This window comes from Pelotomaculum propionicicum (assembly GCF_048984525.1).
Lineage (GTDB): Bacteria > Bacillota > Desulfotomaculia > Desulfotomaculales > Pelotomaculaceae > Syntrophopropionicum > Syntrophopropionicum propionicicum_A.
This window is the reverse complement of the sequence record NZ_JBMGJC010000010.1, coordinates 89625-105881: the sequence shown is the minus strand read 5'-3', so window position 1 is coordinate 105881 and position 16257 is coordinate 89625. Positions and strand designations below refer to the sequence as shown.

17 protein-coding genes, 5 tRNA genes and 1 other annotated feature are annotated in these 16257 nt (G+C 48.6%); of the genes, 16 read left to right on the top strand and 6 right to left on the bottom strand.

Annotated elements, in window-relative coordinates; genetic code table 11:
* Positions 1–82 precede the first annotated feature (82 nt).
* The 7 genes from pdxS (at position 83) to ACOBQJ_RS12240 (ending at position 6994) form a co-directional block, all read left to right on the top strand.
* Positions 83–967: a pyridoxal 5'-phosphate synthase lyase subunit PdxS gene (gene pdxS, locus ACOBQJ_RS12270; RefSeq protein ID WP_421072053.1), complete on the top strand. Its 885-nt coding sequence runs from the start codon at positions 83–85 to the stop codon at positions 965–967.
* A 239-nt stretch (positions 968–1206) separates the two neighbouring features.
* Positions 1207–1794, top strand: coding sequence for a pyridoxal 5'-phosphate synthase glutaminase subunit PdxT (gene pdxT / locus ACOBQJ_RS12265; protein ID WP_421072052.1), 588 nt, complete (start codon positions 1207–1209; stop codon positions 1792–1794).
* 123 nt (positions 1795–1917) lie between these two features.
* Positions 1918–2138 (top strand) — a binding site (T-box leader).
* Positions 2139–2212: 74 nt separating this feature from the next.
* Positions 2213–3358, top strand: a complete 1146-nt coding sequence (locus ACOBQJ_RS12260) for a pyridoxal-phosphate-dependent aminotransferase family protein (RefSeq protein WP_421072105.1) — start codon at positions 2213–2215, stop codon at positions 3356–3358.
* A gap of 7 nt (positions 3359–3365) precedes the next feature.
* Positions 3366–4946, top strand: a complete 1581-nt coding sequence (gene serA, locus ACOBQJ_RS12255) for a phosphoglycerate dehydrogenase (RefSeq protein ID WP_421072051.1) — start codon at positions 3366–3368, stop codon at positions 4944–4946.
* Positions 4947–5299: 353 nt separating this feature from the next.
* Positions 5300–6568 carry a serine--tRNA ligase gene (gene serS / locus ACOBQJ_RS12250; RefSeq protein WP_421072050.1) on the top strand — a complete coding sequence of 423 codons (1269 nt, stop codon included), beginning with the start codon at positions 5300–5302 and terminating at the stop codon, positions 6566–6568.
* Between the two features lie 163 nt (positions 6569–6731).
* Positions 6732–6821: transfer RNA gene (locus ACOBQJ_RS12245), tRNA-Ser, on the top strand.
* A gap of 78 nt (positions 6822–6899) precedes the next feature.
* Positions 6900–6994 (top strand) — tRNA-Ser (locus ACOBQJ_RS12240).
* A gap of 66 nt (positions 6995–7060) precedes the next feature.
* Here the strand turns inward: ACOBQJ_RS12240 and ACOBQJ_RS12235 are convergent.
* Positions 7061–7987, bottom strand: a complete 927-nt coding sequence (locus ACOBQJ_RS12235; RefSeq protein ID WP_421072049.1) for a glycosyltransferase family 2 protein — start codon at positions 7985–7987, stop codon at positions 7061–7063.
* A 180-nt stretch (positions 7988–8167) separates the two neighbouring features.
* Here ACOBQJ_RS12235 and ACOBQJ_RS12230 point away from each other — a divergent pair.
* Positions 8168–8244 (top strand) — tRNA-Arg (locus tag ACOBQJ_RS12230).
* Between the two features lie 289 nt (positions 8245–8533).
* Positions 8534–9274 (top strand): DUF3800 domain-containing protein, encoded by a 741-nt coding sequence (locus tag ACOBQJ_RS12225; RefSeq protein ID WP_421072048.1) that lies wholly within the window; start codon positions 8534–8536, stop codon positions 9272–9274.
* A 288-nt stretch (positions 9275–9562) separates the two neighbouring features.
* Here ACOBQJ_RS12225 and ACOBQJ_RS12220 read toward each other — a convergent pair whose 3' ends face one another.
* The 4 genes from ACOBQJ_RS12220 to ACOBQJ_RS12205 form a co-directional block, all read right to left on the bottom strand.
* Positions 9563–9901 carry a hypothetical protein gene (locus ACOBQJ_RS12220; RefSeq protein WP_421072047.1) on the bottom strand — a complete coding sequence of 113 codons (339 nt, stop codon included), beginning with the start codon at positions 9899–9901 and terminating at the stop codon, positions 9563–9565.
* A 26-nt stretch (positions 9902–9927) separates the two neighbouring features.
* Entirely contained in the window at positions 9928–10101 is a 174-nt protein-coding gene (locus ACOBQJ_RS12215; RefSeq protein WP_421072046.1) for a hypothetical protein, read from the bottom strand.
* A gap of 150 nt (positions 10102–10251) precedes the next feature.
* Complete coding sequence (locus ACOBQJ_RS12210; RefSeq protein ID WP_421072045.1) at positions 10252–11133, bottom strand: ComEC/Rec2 family competence protein; 882 nt, start codon at positions 11131–11133, stop codon at positions 10252–10254.
* Between the two features lie 10 nt (positions 11134–11143).
* On the bottom strand, positions 11144–11344 hold the full coding sequence (locus ACOBQJ_RS12205) for a DUF3006 domain-containing protein (protein WP_421072044.1): 201 nt from the start codon (positions 11342–11344) through the stop codon (positions 11144–11146).
* Between the two features lie 282 nt (positions 11345–11626).
* Here ACOBQJ_RS12205 and ACOBQJ_RS12200 point away from each other — a divergent pair.
* The 5 genes from ACOBQJ_RS12200 to ACOBQJ_RS12180 all read left to right on the top strand — a co-directional run bounded on the left by ACOBQJ_RS12200 (position 11627) and on the right by ACOBQJ_RS12180 (position 13454).
* Positions 11627–11703 (top strand) — tRNA-Arg (locus tag ACOBQJ_RS12200).
* Between the two features lie 338 nt (positions 11704–12041).
* Positions 12042–12299 carry a hypothetical protein gene (locus tag ACOBQJ_RS12195; RefSeq protein ID WP_421072043.1) on the top strand — a complete coding sequence of 86 codons (258 nt, stop codon included), beginning with the start codon at positions 12042–12044 and terminating at the stop codon, positions 12297–12299.
* Between the two features lie 53 nt (positions 12300–12352).
* A complete protein-coding gene (locus ACOBQJ_RS12190; protein ID WP_421072042.1) occupies positions 12353–12679 on the top strand; it encodes a hypothetical protein in 327 nt (108 codons plus the stop codon).
* Between the two features lie 240 nt (positions 12680–12919).
* Positions 12920–13408, top strand: coding sequence for a tRNA adenosine(34) deaminase TadA (tadA, locus tag ACOBQJ_RS12185; protein WP_421072104.1), 489 nt, complete (start codon positions 12920–12922; stop codon positions 13406–13408).
* A tRNA-Ser gene (locus ACOBQJ_RS12180) sits at positions 13361–13454 on the top strand. Before tadA ends, ACOBQJ_RS12180 begins: the two co-directional genes overlap by 48 nt.
* A gap of 104 nt (positions 13455–13558) precedes the next feature.
* Here the strand turns inward: ACOBQJ_RS12180 and ACOBQJ_RS12175 are convergent.
* The gene (locus tag ACOBQJ_RS12175) at positions 13559–15079 is read right to left on the bottom strand and encodes a transcriptional regulator (protein ID WP_421072041.1); all 1521 of its coding nucleotides are present in this window, start codon (positions 15077–15079) and stop codon (positions 13559–13561) included.
* 155 nt (positions 15080–15234) lie between these two features.
* On the opposite strand from ACOBQJ_RS12175, the gene ACOBQJ_RS12170 reads away from it, so the two are divergent.
* Together ACOBQJ_RS12170 and ACOBQJ_RS12165 are read left to right on the top strand one after the other, a co-directional pair.
* Entirely contained in the window at positions 15235–15528 is a 294-nt protein-coding gene (locus ACOBQJ_RS12170; RefSeq protein ID WP_421072040.1) for a hypothetical protein, read from the top strand.
* A gap of 123 nt (positions 15529–15651) precedes the next feature.
* Complete coding sequence (locus ACOBQJ_RS12165) at positions 15652–16221, top strand: hypothetical protein (RefSeq protein WP_421072039.1); 570 nt, start codon at positions 15652–15654, stop codon at positions 16219–16221.
* The last annotated feature ends 36 nt before the right edge of the window (positions 16222–16257 follow it).

The window sequence follows — 16257 nt, the reverse complement described above, 5'->3', positions numbered from 1 at the left end:
CCCAACAGATTTACTTGTTTTTGAATATAAATTATTATAGAATAATTTGATAGTTAAAAGGACTTGATTGGAGGCATTTTTCGTGGTTGAAAAGGGAACCTGGACTGTAAAAAAAGGCCTTGCTGAAATGTTAAAGGGCGGCGTGATCATGGATGTCACGACTCCCGAGCAGGCTAAGATAGCGGAAGAGGCAGGGGCTTGCGCTGTAATGGCTTTGGAACGGGTTCCGGCGGATATAAGGGCTGCCGGAGGTGTGGCCAGAATGGCCGACCCCACTATAATTACACGCATTATGGATTCTGTAACCATTCCTGTAATGGCCAAAGCACGCATCGGCCATTTTGTTGAAGCCCGGATCCTGGAAGCGCTGGGCGTGGACTATATTGACGAAAGTGAAGTGCTCACCCCGGCGGATGAAAACTTCCACATAGATAAAAACTCCTTCAACGTGCCCTTTGTTTGCGGCGCCCGCAATTTGGGGGAAGCACTCAGGCGCATTGGCGAGGGAGCGGCGATGATCAGGACCAAAGGAGAGCCCGGCACCGGAAACGTGGTTGAGGCTGTAAGGCATATGAGAATGGTAATGGGAGAGATCAGGCGCGTTCAGAATATGCCGAGAGAGGAATTAATGTCCGCGGCGAAAGATATGGGCGCCCCGTACCACCTTTTATTGGAGGTAGCGGAATCCGGGCGCCTGACGGTGGTGAACTTTGCCGCCGGAGGCATAGCCACCCCCGCAGACGCGGCTTTAATGATGAGCCTGGGCTGCGACGGCATCTTTGTCGGTTCCGGCATATTCAAATCAAAAGATCCAGCCGCCAGGGCAAAAGCAATCGTTGCGGCCACCACTCACTATAACGACCCGCAAATTCTGGCCGAAATCTCCAAAGGCCTGGGTGAGGCCATGCCCGGCCTGGAAATACAGACTATAGCCCCTGAACAGAGGATGCAGGACCGCGGCTGGTAAATTATTAATGAGAGAGGCCTGGATGGTTTGATGTAACCAGACAGCGGAATGGGGACACCTCTCACCTATGTCGGCAGACTCGTGTCTTAGAAAACATACTATGACAGAGGAATGGGGACACCTCTTTCTCACAGGCATTCCTGCATGCGAGGAATGTCCCCGATTGGAAAAGCTGAGGTATGACCCCGATCGGTATGGCTTTGATTATAGAAGTTAATTATTTTTAAAGGATGTTGGATATGAAAGTGGGGGTCCTGGCCCTGCAGGGGGCTTTCAGAGAGCACGAGAATATTCTGGCCGCCTGCGGAGTGGAAGCCGAACAGATAAGAAAGCCGCAGCAGCTTGATAAAATCTCGTCGTTGATTATCCCCGGCGGAGAAAGCACTACTATCGGCAAACTTTTAAACGAGTTCAGGCTTTTTGAGCCGATTGTTAAAATGGGGCGGGAGGGGCTGCCCATATTCGGCACATGTGCGGGCCTGATTATGCTGGCCAGGGAAATCGAAGGCTCCACGCAGCCTCGCCTGGGGCTGATGGATATCCGTGTTGAGAGAAACGCCTTCGGCCGGCAGGTGGACAGCTTTGAAGCCGGCCTGGACATAACGGCCATAGGCGGGCAGCCATTCCGGGCTGTGTTTATCAGGGCTCCTTATATCATTGAGACCGGCAGCGACGTGGAAGTACTGGCCACATTCCGTGAAAAAATTGTGTTGGCCCGGCAGGGCAGGTTCCTGGCAGCTGCTTTTCACCCGGAACTAACGGGCGATCTCCGCATCCACAAATATTTTCTTGAAAAATGTGTGCAAAACGACACAGATAAAAAATAGCAACACAAATTAACAAATTAAAAGGTAAAATCTCTAAATATTTAAAATAGCGCGTAATTATAAATCGCTATTGCAAATCAATCTTAGGTGTAGTAATATTTTAAACATATTTAATCGACACATACTAACCCGGTGAAGGGGTAAAGTAATCCGCCGAAATTTTAAGAGAGCCGGTGGTGGCTGAGAACCGGTAATTTCGTCAGGACGAAAAGGCTCCCCCGAGGGGGTCCGCTGAAAGCAGCAGTAGGCGGGCACGGGCAGTTCCCGTTATCACATGCTCGAGAGGACCGGATAATATCCGGTCAATAAGGGTGGCACCGCGGGAGTAACCTCTCGTCCCTGTATAATTTTACAGAGACGGGGGGTTTAAATATTTTAGGCTGAAAATTTTATTTTAATGAAAGGGGATATTATAAAAATGCAGGACAAACAATACCTAATGATACCAGGACCGACACCTGTGCCTCCGACGGTAACAGCAGCCATATCGATGCCTATCATCGGCCACAGGACTGAAAATTTTGCCCAGATGCACGAACAGATCGTTAAAAAAGTGCAAAAGGTTTTCCAGACCAAAAACGACGTCTTTGTAATTACAAATACCGGCACCGGCGCCCTGGAGACGGCCATAGCCAATACAGTGAGCCCCGGAGACAAGGTCCTTTCCCTGATTACAGGTAATTTTGGAGAGCGTTTTGCCAACATCGCCAAGGCTTACAACGGCGAAGTGATAGAGGTGAACTTCGGTTACGGCAACGATGTGGATCTAAATGTGGTCAAGGAGAAACTGGCTGAGCACCCCGATGTCAAGGTTGTGCTGGCCACCCAGAACGAAACATCCACCGGTGTATGCAACGATATAGAGGGCATCGGCGCCCTGGTGGCGAAAACCCCCGCGGTGCTGCTGGTAGACGGTGTCAGCGGCGTGGGCGGCATAGAAATAAAAGTGGACGAGTGGGGCGTGGATATGCTCTGCACAGCTTCCCAGAAGGCATTTATGCTCCCGCCCGGCCTGGCCATGGTAAGTGTCAGCGACAAGGCCTGGGAAGTATCGAAGAAAAATAAATCCCCCCGGTTTTATTTCAGCCTGCCGGCTTTCAAAAAAGTTTATGACAAGTGGAACACGGCTTATACACCTTCCGTTTCGCTGTTCTACGGGCTTGACGCGTCGCTGGACATGATGCTGGCGGAAGGGATGGATAACGTATACAAGCGCCACGCCATTTTGGCCAGAGCCACCCGTGCCGCCGTTAAAGCGCTGGGTTTGAAACTTTTGGCGGAGGACCGCTGCGCATCAAACGTGCTGACTGCCGTGTGGGGCCCGGAAAACATAGGCGCCGACGATCTGCGCAAAATAATCAAAAAAAATTACGGTGTGACTTTTGCCGGCGGGCAGGGACCTATCAAGGGTAAAGCCTTCCGGATTGCCCACATGGGATTTTGCGACAAAATGGATGTCATAATCGCGGTAAGCGCTCTTGAAATGGGCCTCGCGCAGGCCGGCTATCCCGTAGAGATGGGAGTTGGCGTTAAGGCGGCCCAGGAAGTATTTTTGGGGAGGTAGTCATACGATGAAAGTACTTGTGCTGGACAACGTTGAAGAAGAGGGCCTGCAGGCCCTTAGGCGTGAGCCTGATATTGAAATCGATACCAGAAACAAAATGACCGAGGACGAGCTTGTTGAAATTATCGGCGACTACGACGGGATGATAGTGCGCAGCGCCACCAAGGTAACCGCCAGGGTGCTGGAGCACGCCGCGAAAATGAAAGTAGTCGGCCGCGCCGGGGTGGGCGTGGACAATATAGATATTGCCGCCGCCACCGCCAGGGGAGTCCTCGTGGTGAACGCGCCGGGCGGTAATACAATAGCGGTGGCCGAGCTCACCATGGCCATGATGCAGGCCCTGGCCCGCAACATTCCCCAGGCCAACGCCAGCCTGCGCGCGGGCAAATGGGACAAAAAGGCGTACAAGGGTGTTGAGCTCAGGGATAAGGTCCTCGGCGTAATCGGCCTGGGACGGATCGGCTCGGCCGTGGCCAAGCGGGCGCAAGGTATGGAAATGAAAATCGTGGCCTACGACCCATATATCACCGAGGAAAAAGCGGAAATGCAGGGTGTCAAGCTCCTGCCCCTGGAAGAAGTATTCAAAACAGCAGACTTTATCACTGTGCACCTGCCCCTGACCAAGGAGTCCAGGTACCTCCTGGGCAAAGAAGCTTTTGATTTGATGAAGCCGGGAGTAAGGATTGTCAACTGTGCCCGGGGCGGCGTGATAGACGAAGCTGCCCTGTATGAGGCAATGAAATCAGGCAAGGTTGCCGGGGCGGCGCTGGATGTTTTTGAAAAAGAACCTAATACCGACAGCCCTCTTTTTGAATTAAACAACTTTATCGCCACACCCCACCTGGGCGCGTCAACATCTGAAGCGCAGCTGTGCGTGGCCGTTGATGTTGCCGAAGAGGTTGTATCCGCGCTGAAAGGGGACTTAGTGAAAAACACGGTGAATATTCCGTCCCTCAGCCCGAAAATCATGGCTGTAGTCAAACCGTTTTTGCCGCTGGCCGAAAAGATGGGCCGGTTTACCGCCCAGCTGATCGACGGGCGGGTTAATAAAATAGAGATCACCTACAGCGGCGACCTGGCCAACCAGGAGGTAGTGCCTATAACTACCGCGTTGTTAAAGGGTTTTCTTGACAACATCCTGCAGGAGATGGTCAACTATGTAAACGCCCCGCTCCTGGCAAGAAACCGGGGCATCACCGTCGTCCAAAAACAGGCGGAAAAAGAAGGAGACTACGCCAACCTGATTTCAGTGCAGGCAGTATCAGACAATGATGATATTTCTGTAGAAGGCACTGTGTTCAGGGGACACGACCCACGCATAGTATCCATAAACGGCTACCACGTCGACGCGGTCCCCGAAGGGCATATCCTTTATGTGCCGCACATTGACAAACCGAGGATTATCGGGCCGGTGGGCAACCTCATCGGCGCCCATAACGTGAACATCTCGGCGATGCAGGTCGGGCGCAAGGTAGTCGGCGGAAAAGCCGTTATGCTGCTCAGCGTCGACGGCCCTGTTCCGGATGAGACACTGGCGGAGATCGCCAAGATCGACGGGGTGCTGGGTGTTAAAAACGTCAGCATCTAAAAATTCGGGGACATACCTCGTATGCGAAGGCAAGCCCTAAACAGAGGTGTGTCCCCATTCCTCTGTCATAGTATGTTTGTTAAGACACGAGTTTGCTGACAAATGTAAGGTGGGTCCCCATCCCGCCAAAGATGTGCGGCTGAAGCCGCACCTACAGGATCCTGATCGGGGCCTCCCCCAATTCTGTAGGGCGGGCTTCAGCCCGCCATCCCAGTATGTTTATAAAGACACAAGTCTGTTGAGGCGCCTTTGCGGGCGCCTTTTCAGTGTATCCATAGTTTTACAAACCTGGCGTCCGTGTAGTATAATAGATAAGCTTTACAGATCGTTAACTTCCAATGGAGGCAGATTACATGCTTGATCTGAAATTTGTGCGCGGCAACCCGCAGAAGGTACAGGAAGCCCTGGCCAGCCGCGGATCAAACCTTTCACTGACAGAATTTCTCCAGCTTGACGAGCAGCGCCGCGAAAAATTATTTGTTGTTGAACAGATGAAAAACCGGCGCAATGTCGTTTCAGAAGAGATAGGACGGCTGAAAAAAGCCGGCAAAGACGCGCCGGACATGGTACTGGAAATGCGCGACCTCTCCAGGTCGATAAAAGAAAAAGACGAAGAGATTAAAGAAGTGGAAGGCAGGCTGCAGGAAATCCTGCTGGACATTCCAAACATCCCGCACGAGTCTGTGCCGGTGGGAGAGAGCGCTGACGACAATCCCGTTGTCCGCAAGTGGGGGAAGCCGAGGGACTTTGGCTTTACTCCCAAGCCGCACTGGGAAATCGGGGAAAACCTGAATATACTCGACTTTGAGCGGGGCGGCAAAGTCACTGGCGCAAGGTTTCTTTTTTACAAGGGGCTCGGCGCGAAGCTGGAGCGGGCGGTAATCAGCTTTATGCTGGACCTGCACACCAGTGAACACGGTTATACTGAAATATTTCCACCTTTCATGGTAAACCGCGACAGCATGATCGGCACCGGGCAGCTGCCCAAGTTTGCCGAGGATATGTTTAAAATAGAAGGTACGGAATATTACCTCATCCCCACGGCTGAAGTGCCGGTAACCAACCTGTACCGCAACGAGATCCTGGACGGCGGGAAACTGCCAATTTCGCACTGCGCCTACAGCGCCTGTTTCAGGGCCGAGGCGGGCGCCGCCGGACGGGACACCAGGGGCCTGATCCGGCTGCACCAGTTCAACAAGGTGGAGCTGGTCAAGTTCTGCAAGCCGGAAGAATCATACGACGAATTGGAAAAACTGACCGGCAACGCGGAAAAAGTCCTCCAGGTCCTGGGGCTGCCCTACCGGACCGTGGTCCTGTGCACCGGCGACATGGGCTTCTCATCGGCAAAAACGTATGACCTTGAGGTGTGGCTGCCAAGCTACCAGGATTACAAGGAGATCTCCTCCTGCAGCAACTTTGGGGATTTTCAGGCCCGCCGGGCCGGCATCAGATACAGGAACGACAAAGGCCGGGTTGAACTGGCGCATACCCTGAACGGCTCCGGGCTGGCGGTCGGCCGGACGGTAGCCGCGATCATGGAGAACTGCCAGGAGGCCGACGGGACGGTAACGGTACCGGAGGCACTGCGGCCATATATGGGTGGTTTGGCTAAAATCGGCTAAAGAAAAAACCGCGAAAACGGTTTGAAGCTGGTTTATTGACACCGTTTTTAATCTATGTTAGACTTGATAATGCGTTTGGCAACCGAGAGTAAAAAGGAAATAGCCAAAGGCGATTTCCAACAAGCAATCCGACTACTGACGTCTGACGACCGACGACCAAATTGGAGGGGTGTCCGAGCGGTTGAAGGAGGCGGTCTTGAAAACCGTTGGTCCTTAACGGGTCCCGTGGGTTCGAATCCCACCCCCTCCGCCAATATTTGATACCCGGCATCTTTACAGTTATTTTGACTGGAAGGCAATAAAACTGTAAAATATATTATAAATAGATTATGGAGAGTTGGCCGAGTAGGTTGAAGGCGCTCGCCTGCTAAGCGAGTATACGGGCATAAACCTGTATCGAGGGTTCGAATCCCTCACTCTCCGCCATGAGATAAAAAGCGTATTTCTTTAAGGAAATGCGCTTTTTTCAATGTGAACGTTTTTATTAACTAACTAAAAAGGTATATGAAATTTTTGCATAAACCAGTCGTCGTCATGTTTGCGGCGGGCAAAGTAATCAAGGCGCTGTTCGCCGGCACCGCCCTTTAAAACGCGCTCGTTTATTCTTTTGGCGCTGCCGGCTTCGTCAATAAGGTCCAGGACTTTTCCGATCCGTTCGTTATTAAAATGGGAATAGGCCAAGCGCAGCATATTGTAAAGGAAGTGTTCCATTTTTACCGGGTAGGGGTGTTTTCTGCGAAAAAGGTGAAGGATTTTCACCTGCGGCGCTACGAATAAACGGTACCCGAACAGCCAGAGCTTGAGGGAAAACTCCACGTCCTCGTGGCCCCAGGCGATAAAGCCGGGGTCGAACCCTCCGGCCCGCCGGAATACATCCCTGCGGGCGGCGACACAGCCTCCCGGCAGCAGGGGCACTGCTGCGGTTTTCAGACCCGGCGGCGGCGGCAGCCAGGCCACCTGGAGCCGTTCGTTCCAGGTCTGGCCGTATCCCGTGGCGCCCGGGTTTTCCAGGGAGCCGATAGCTGGAGAAACAGCGTCAACCCCGTCAAGGTTAAAAGCGCTGAGCAGGTTGTCCGGCCAGCCTGCCGGAACGGTGATATGGGCGTCACAGAAGACTAGATACTCGCCCCGGGAGGCCGAGGCGCCCAGGTTCCTGGCCCGTGAAACCCCCAGCCGGGAGGACGAAATAAGATTTACGCTGCTGTATTTATTGTTTTCTTTTATAAATTCGCAGCAGCCGTCGTTGGAGCCGTCGTCTACAACAATGTATTCCACCCGGGCGGCCGGGGCCGCGGCCAGGAGCGAATCGAGCGTCATTTTAACGTTTTGCCCTTCGTTTTTACAGGGGATTATTAGAGACGCGTCAGCTTTATCAGCGTGGGACAACATGAACACCTGCCAAAAAAGGTTTTTAAACATTTTATTAAGCGGAGTACAAATGCTGTCCCATTTAAAAAATATTTTTCTTTACTATAATTTTCTTTACTATAAGCGGAAGTTAATATGTCGGGTATTTGAAGCTTCCAGCCGGTTTGCCTTGACTAGCTATTATGATTTTGTTACAATGGAACTTGCCACGGAAACGAGGCTAAAAAAAATGCGCCTGTAGCTCAGCTGGATAGAGCGTCTGACTACGGATCAGAAGGTCGGGGGTTCGAATCTCTCCAGGCGCGCCACTGAAATTAAAGGCTCCGGGAAACCGGAGCTTTGCTGTATCTACCCGTTTACTGCATATTTACTGAAAAAGTTTAAACCGCCAGCCTGGTACGCCGGCAGTTTAATATATGCTCCGTTTTTTTAATAGCTATTGTAAATCCCCTAGGCTCTAGAGGTTGTCCGTCATTCCTGCAAAAAAGCGTCTCAGAGATTTGAGTTGCTTTTGATTTTAATATACTTATTCAGAAGAGGAAGTTTGATAATTATGTAGAAAAAAACATAAAAAGTTTTTTATGGAGGGCATGGGGGATGCTGGCATTTACTGATCAAAGCGGAAATATACATAGAAACGCTCCTGAAACCAGGCCAGTTTTGCTGACTTTATGTATGATGGAAAATGAAGTAGGAGACCTTACAAGGAGAATTCATAATATTAAAGAGCGTATATTTGGGCTTGATGACCAGGAAAAGCCAAGGGAAATTAAGGCAATAAATCTTATTAATCCAAAGAGTATAACTAGAAGAACAAATAATAAACAACTGGCTGATGAAGTAATAAATTTAATGCCATCCTATAATGTTGCAGTATTTGCTGCTGTTATGGAAAGACCTGATATAAACCTTCCGAGAGAAAATGCCGATATATTACCTAACAGGTATAGATTTCTTTTAGAAAGGGTTGGTTTTGTTGCTTCAGAAAAGAGGTCCTATGCTCTATTAGTTTATGATGAAGAAAGTCAAGAAAAATTAATGTGGAAAGCAATAAATAATTATTTGTTTAAGCATCCGACAGGAAAAAACTTACGAGTTCTTGAGATGCCGCTTTTTGTTAAATCTGTGATAACACCAGGAGTACAAGTTGCTGATTTGATGGCAGGCATTATTAGGCATTATTTTGAAAGATGTCTTGATAAACGGGAACCCGAAGAACCATTTGAAAAGTGGTTGTGCGAATTATTTAGTATTATTAGAAGTATGTCTGTTGATTATATTAATGAAAGAGGAACGAAAAACTACGGTATTTTCCAAATGGCAAAGAATAATTATTAATAAAAAGGAAATACTAGTTTACATATTAAGTAAAATATGATAGCATATTTCTGAGGCTAGCGTAACCCCTTCAAAGGGTTATAGTGTAGTTCCTTCCAAGAGCTATAATAGCCTTAGGATTAAAAACAGGCAACAAGCCTGTTTTTGTTTTTAATGGAAAATAATATAAAGGGACAAGAAAGCAAGAAACCATTTCGGAAAGGGTTTATCCTTTCAGATTTTTCTATTGGGTCTCCAGGCTTCAAGCTGGGCTTCAGCGGTGGTTTGAAAATATAATAGTTTAAAATATTAATCCTGTATTATCTCAAGAGCGCCTGATTCTTTCATCATGGACCTTACCCGGTCGGCCTCATGCTTCGGGGTTTCTACCGCTACAATAATGCCTCTTTTACCGGGCGTAAGCCCTTTAACGCCTTCGGCAAAAGGACCTGATTCCCATAACCCTTCTCTCTCGGTTTTTATAAAAGCAATATCACCGGCGAGTTCAACCGGATCTTGGGGGTCCTGTTCATCTGCGTCGTTTAAGGAAGAGACGACCATATCCTTCCGGTCGAATCCTCCATTGCGGAGGGTATCAATCAGAAATCCCACCGGCTGTTTATCTTCAAACCTTGCGATTAAACGCATTTTTTAACCTCCTGCATTTATCTTCTTTATTTATTAGCGTCCTCAAGGCTTATGCTGAAGGACTCTTTTTTTTCCGGAGCCTTATCGTCCCCATAGTCAGGGGGAGGGAACTTTTTATCATCTGCGGGATTGAAAAAAGTTGACTTAATGGGGAACCCTTTATCGATGGCTTTTTCCTCTTTTTTCTTGACTTTATCCAATTAAGACACCTCCAGGGTTAGGATGTTTCTTATTCGGATTATTATGCAAAACTCTATGTGTTTCAAATAAAGCAAAAACCCGCAAACTTGCGGGTTTTGTTTTTAGTCCGGTTGCTCAAGGCCGGGATGTATTTACCCCGGTAGCGGCAGCTACCTTCTTTCAGTCGAAACCTGCAGTCCCTCCCCGTCAGTTTCGAAAACAACATCTCCGTCAAGATCAGTCCGGAACAACTGAATACCCCTGAGCTTCTGCAGGGTTGCCGCGTGGGGAAAACCATAATCGTTTCCCGCGCCACAGGAGATAACTGAATATTTCGGCCTGACAGCGTTAAGGAATGCCGGTGAAGTGGAAGAATAGCTGCCGTGGTGTCCCACCTTTAACACATCTGCCTCGAGACTGTATCCATCTGCCAGCATCTCCCGTTCAGACTGCGACTCGGCGTCCCCCGTTAACAGGAAACCGGTCTTGCCGAAGGAGAGTTTAATGACTGTGGAATAATTATTTATTTCTTCGTACGCGGCGCTGTTGGGAGCAATCATCTCCGCTCTCAGCCCGCCGGAGTTAATAATTTCAACGCCGTCTGAAGCAGCATTTATTTTCAGCCCTTCAGCCTGTATACCCTTCAGCAGATCTTCGTAAACTTTAGTAGTGTATGTGACTCTGGGCATGTAAACCCGGTCGATGTCAAACCTCCGGATAATAGCTGTCATGCCTCCGATGTGGTCTTCATGCGGGTGGGTGGCGACAAGGTAGTCTATTTTTTTAACCCCGGCTTTTTTCAGGTAATTAACAACATCCGTACCTGCTTCTCTGGGGCCGGCGTCCACCAGCATATTATGGCCATTTGGCAGCTGCACAAAAATGCTGTCGCCCTGGCCGACATCGAGGAAATGGACTATCATCCGGCCCTGGGTATTCTCTGAGGTTTGAGCGGTATTTAAAAGTGGTCCGGTAGAGGAAGAGCTGCCGCAGCCTGCGGTAGCCAGCAGTAAAACAAGCAGAATAAGAGCGCCTGGCAGTCTTTTGATCAAGTTTAAGCTCCTATTCTTTAAATAATTTATCAGCCAGATTGTCCGCAGACTGCTTCCGCTGCCTGGCAGCTTCCTTATCGACGGTAATTTGTATTGTTATGACGTCTCCTTCCCTGGCGCTTTTAGGCAGGAGGACCTTGGGTATGTGAAAAATCCTGCGGTTCATTTCTATGAGTGCGTATTCGCCCTCAAAGCGATCAATGGTAAGCATTAATTAACCTCCTCCAAATAGACGCTGGAGCGTATACAAGCTCCGGTTTAAAAATTTTTACTCTCGCGTGTGCTGTATCTCTATTAATTCTCTCTTTTGTTTTATTAGCCTGCCAGGTCCGGCCACATTTATGTGTTAATCCTCGCAGGTATCAAACCGGTTATTTGAAACAAGGAAACAAGGAATAATTGCGGCCCGCTTCTTGACAAAGGATCCTTATCCCGCTATACTATAACTCTGTAATGTAAGCTCACCTTCGTTATAAAATTTTTCATAGTGCAGGCGCCCGTAGCTCAGGCGGATAGAGCAGCGGTTTCCTAAACCGCGTGCCGGGGGTTCGAGTCCCTCCGGGCGCGCCAGAAAAGACAGGCCCCGCAGGGATTTGCGGGGCTGTTGTTTTCCCGGGTAAAAGTTTGTATTTAGGTGGCAGGAGATGTGTTGGGCGAGCTGCTATTTGGCCAGCCAAATAAGGGACCATATAAAAGCCCAGCCGACTTTATCCAGGATAAACCAGGCCAGGGCAAAAGCAGCTATCATAAGCAGGTACTGCTTCATTGGCGACATCATAATAACAGATACCTCCGCATGACAAATTTTACCCGGCCGGACTGGAAATTTCAATACTTATCTTACAGGTTGATAAATTATCGGGCAATACTTTATAATGTAGAAAATATTTAAGGGAGTTCCTGATAGTATGGAGAAAATTTTAAAAGATGATCTGAGAAATTTGCTGGGCCGTTTGGAAAGCGATGAAACCTTTCGGAAGTTAGTAAAGAAATGGCTTCGTTCCGAGTATGAAATGTCCGATTATAGGCTTAACCAGTTGTTTTTAATGCTGGAGGAAACATGCGGGAACGAAGATATCAAGGAATTTTCCCTGGAAAGTGCCGGCAGTGAGTTTGAAGAGCCTTTGATTACACTGCTCAGTGTTTATAAAAACCAGTGCGGTTAAGCCTGTTGAGTAAAGCAAAATTTAATCTGCCTTGAGCAGGGAAAGGGTGCGTTATGGCTGAATACCTGGTCCTGAAAGCGGAAGATATTTGTGATGATAATAATTGCGTTAAGTCAAGGTTAATATTTTATTATAAGCATTATGCCTTATTCAATGAAGATTTTTTCCGTGAAACCGAGCCCAAGACAGCAGAGGCCCCAATAGATATTTGTTTAGACTTTAATGTCTTCCCGGGTATCTACGAATTGATTTTTGAAGGGGAAGAGGAAGGACAGCCCGGCCTGGTGTCGATAAAATTTGTTAAGCCGGTTGACCTGTGGGAAACACAGGACATAGAGAATGAGCCTGCAGCTAATCATTGTTCTTGCTCTAATGAATAAAGAAGATTAGTCTAACTTGGGTCGGCTTCATCATATGAGAGGGTAGTTTAAAACGGAATGCAACGGCTTTTCAAAGTTGAAACACATTGTTTTAGAAGTGTGCTTTATCTTTCTTGACATGCCTCGCGGGGTTATGCTAAGCTTATAAAGCGCTTGATATAACCATATATTTTTATGGTTTACCGGGCGCGCCATTACAGTTTTTCTGAAGGGGAAAGCCTTGTGGATCACGCCGGATATATGCGCGAAGCCCTGGTGGAAGCCGAAAAAGCTTATGCCCTGGGCGAGGTGCCCGTTGGCGCCGTTGTGGTGCTTGACGGGTTAGTAATCGGGCGGGGGCACAATCTGCGCGAGATCCTGAAAGACAGTTCCGCCCACGCTGAAATGCTGGCCCTGCGTGAGGCCGCCGCACAACAGGGGGACTGGCGGTTGAGCGGCGCTGTGCTGTACTCGACCCTGGAGCCCTGTCCCATGTGTGCCGGGGCGCTGGTGCAGTTCAGGGTCAAAACACTGGTCTACGGGGCGGTTGACCCAAAGGCCGGCGCGATAGATTCAGTGATTGACGTGGTCAGGCAGCCTCGCTTTAACCACCGGGTTGAGGTGGTGTCCGGTGTGCTGGAAGAGGAATGCCGCAGTGTTTTGCAGAAGTTTTTCCGGGAATTAAGAGTAAAGAAATCAGCTGGAGAGATGGCCGAGCTGGTCGAAGGCGCTCGACTCGAAATCGAGTAGGCCGTGATGAGCGGTCTCCAGGGTTCGAATCCCTGTCTCTCCGCCAATATTGCTTTAAAATCAAGGGTTATCGCAAAAAAAGCGATAACCCCTTGAATTTTTGTCTTTAAAAATTATGCGCATTAAACACTTTAGGAGCGACAGACTCCGTCATTTCAACCCGGCCACGACTGCCTCCAACTCCGCTATAGTATGGTCCCTGTTCGATCTCTCGTTAGCCAGATGGTTCATGTAATCCCAGAAGGCTGCCGTCATATTGCTTTCATTGATAGCGAAAACAACCGAGGGCGGCATAGTTTTTCCCATCAATACTCCCACATCCTCCCGGACATAAACCAAACTTCCGTCCAGGTGCTTATTGCGGGTTAGATGCACATGGTAGTTATCATAAGTCTTAAGAAGCAGGATAATATTTTGCAGATGTTGGCGATATTCCCCCGGTGTGTAGAACAGCAGGCTATCGTTGAGCATGTCAGAGAAATTTACCAGCACTTTTCCGGCCAATATATTCTCCGGGTCCGGGAGGGAGGCTATTTCAGTAAAACGACATCTTTTCAGGCTGTCTAGAAACCTGTCGATCCTTATTTGCTGGTAGGATAAAAGACGCTCTCTGGCGGGACTTTCTATTCGTGCCAGTATGCTTTTAACAACACCGGGAGGCATAGTAACATTGGTAAGGGTATCGGTTTTTACAATCGCGTGCCCCTCCTCGCCCTCGAACTCAGCCAGGAGCGCTAAATAATCGTCGTTGCCAAAAGGAGTATATATACGCATCAGCAAACGGCAGCGGGACAGCAAATCGTTATATTCCTCGATTAACGCTTTAACAGTGTTTTTATTAGTGAATAGGAAGTTGGCCGCTTTCTTGGTGCTGTTTCCTACAGAGCCGGATGTTACGGCGGCGGTATCCGGGGCTATGAATAATGTCCTGCGGAATAAACCGTCGCGTATTCTCGGATAGTAATATGGTTCAATGCTGCCGGTCATATACAAGGGCACCCATTCTCTTATGGCCGCAAGCATCTCATTAAAATCACGGTTTACCGTATGGATAATTTTTATTTTATGGCCGCTTTTCAAGACCTGGGCCAGCAGGTTCGACCATTTCAAGGTAAACTCGCGGTTTTCAGTCAGCCATCCCATGTCCTCGTCGCTGTAGAGAAGCAGTGTTTGCGGACTCTTGCTTTGCAGCACCAAAGATAAAAAAGTAAGCACCGCTTCCTGCTTGCCCCCGGTTCCATAATACTCTTCGACCTCGGAGACTGCCTGGCAATACGGCGTATGAGTATCAACAGACTTCAACGGATCTGTTTTTTTAAACTGAAAGTGGCCGAGGTCATTTAGAAATTTGTTAATCGAGTCAGACCTGTCTTGATTTTCATCCCCGAGCCATTTATAAAGCAGTTCTTCCATATTACCGGTTTTTTGCTGCTGTTCTTTAAAGCTGCTCTTCATGGCTTCCTGAAGGGCGGCTTTTTGGTAGTCGGTTTTGCAGCAGCGAGTAAAATATTCAACCATGGCCCGTATATAGTTGACGTTTCTGGCAGGTGTGCGGGTTCCCCTGCGCAGGCGGCTGATAAAAGACGCGTCCAGCGAAATGTTACGGGCCAACATGCTATTGGAAGTTTTTGTGATGTTCATCAAAAAATCAAGTTTTTCCGCAAATGTCATATTTATAACACCTCTTAGTTTATATTATCAAAATAGACGACAATATAACAAGCAAATTGACATGTTTTGTGCCTGTAAATTGGCATTGCCAGTTTCCTTGCAGAAAATATTTTGGTTAGCAAAGCTGGTAGAATCTAACCTGAGGGGTGAATTCCATGACCTTAGAGGTTAAGCTTAAAGCCGGTTTTTTTAAAACCAAGCACTATTATCTTTCAATTGGTCACGGGCAGATATTTTTAACACCTCATGATGCTGATAATGAAGAGTTTATTATTGATAATAATGAGTTGATTTCTATATGTATCTTTAAAAAGAGCTGTCAAACAGGAGAACTTGAAATTGTTGCCCAAAGCCGGGTGTACACCTTGGATTTTGCTATCCAGTCGAACCTGGATAGCGTGCGCCAGGCTTTCGCTAAAGAGTTCGGCAACAAATTTATTTCTCAATAAGAAAGTCTAAACAGTTTATATATATAAAGCGCTTTGAGGGACCAAGCGGGATAACATTTCACAAACAGGTTGCCTGCATTTTAACACTCACAGAGAAAAAAACGACGGGAGGGATTTTAGCATATGAACACTATGGCGCCCATCCAGACGCCTCGCTGGAAAACAGCGCTGAACATGATCCTGAATCCGGGGGAAGTAGTCAAAAGCCAAATGTCCAGGGTTCCCTGGCCTTATTCCCTGGCGGTATCCGGGTTGTCATTCACCCTGTTTTTCCTGCAAACCGGGCTTGATATGCAGAGGTCGGGTCAAATCCAGATGTCAACCGTTGTGTTGATTACCCTGCTGGGGCTTTTCTACGGCACGGCGGGGGTGGTATTGATTGCGCTTCTAGCCTGGGCTTCATCTCAGGCCGCGAGCCGCGCCTATACTTTTGACTGGGCCATATCTTCTTTCGCCCTGGGTTATTCCGCCACACTGGTCTACACGCTGTCCGGGCTTGTATTCTCTTTGGCCCTGGGTTGGAATACCGCGGTGGCCTTTGGGGTCACCGGTGTTTTATGGGCTTTGAGGCCTAATCTCTTTACCATCCGGCAGATGTCCGGCGACCGGGTTGCCTTCAGCATAGTTTTAACCACTGTCTGCGGCGCCCTGCTCCTTGCCGGGTGGGCCTTGCTCGGCCGCTTTGGTGCGTAAGATCCAGCTTAATGCTATTTAAAGGAGGCCTGATAT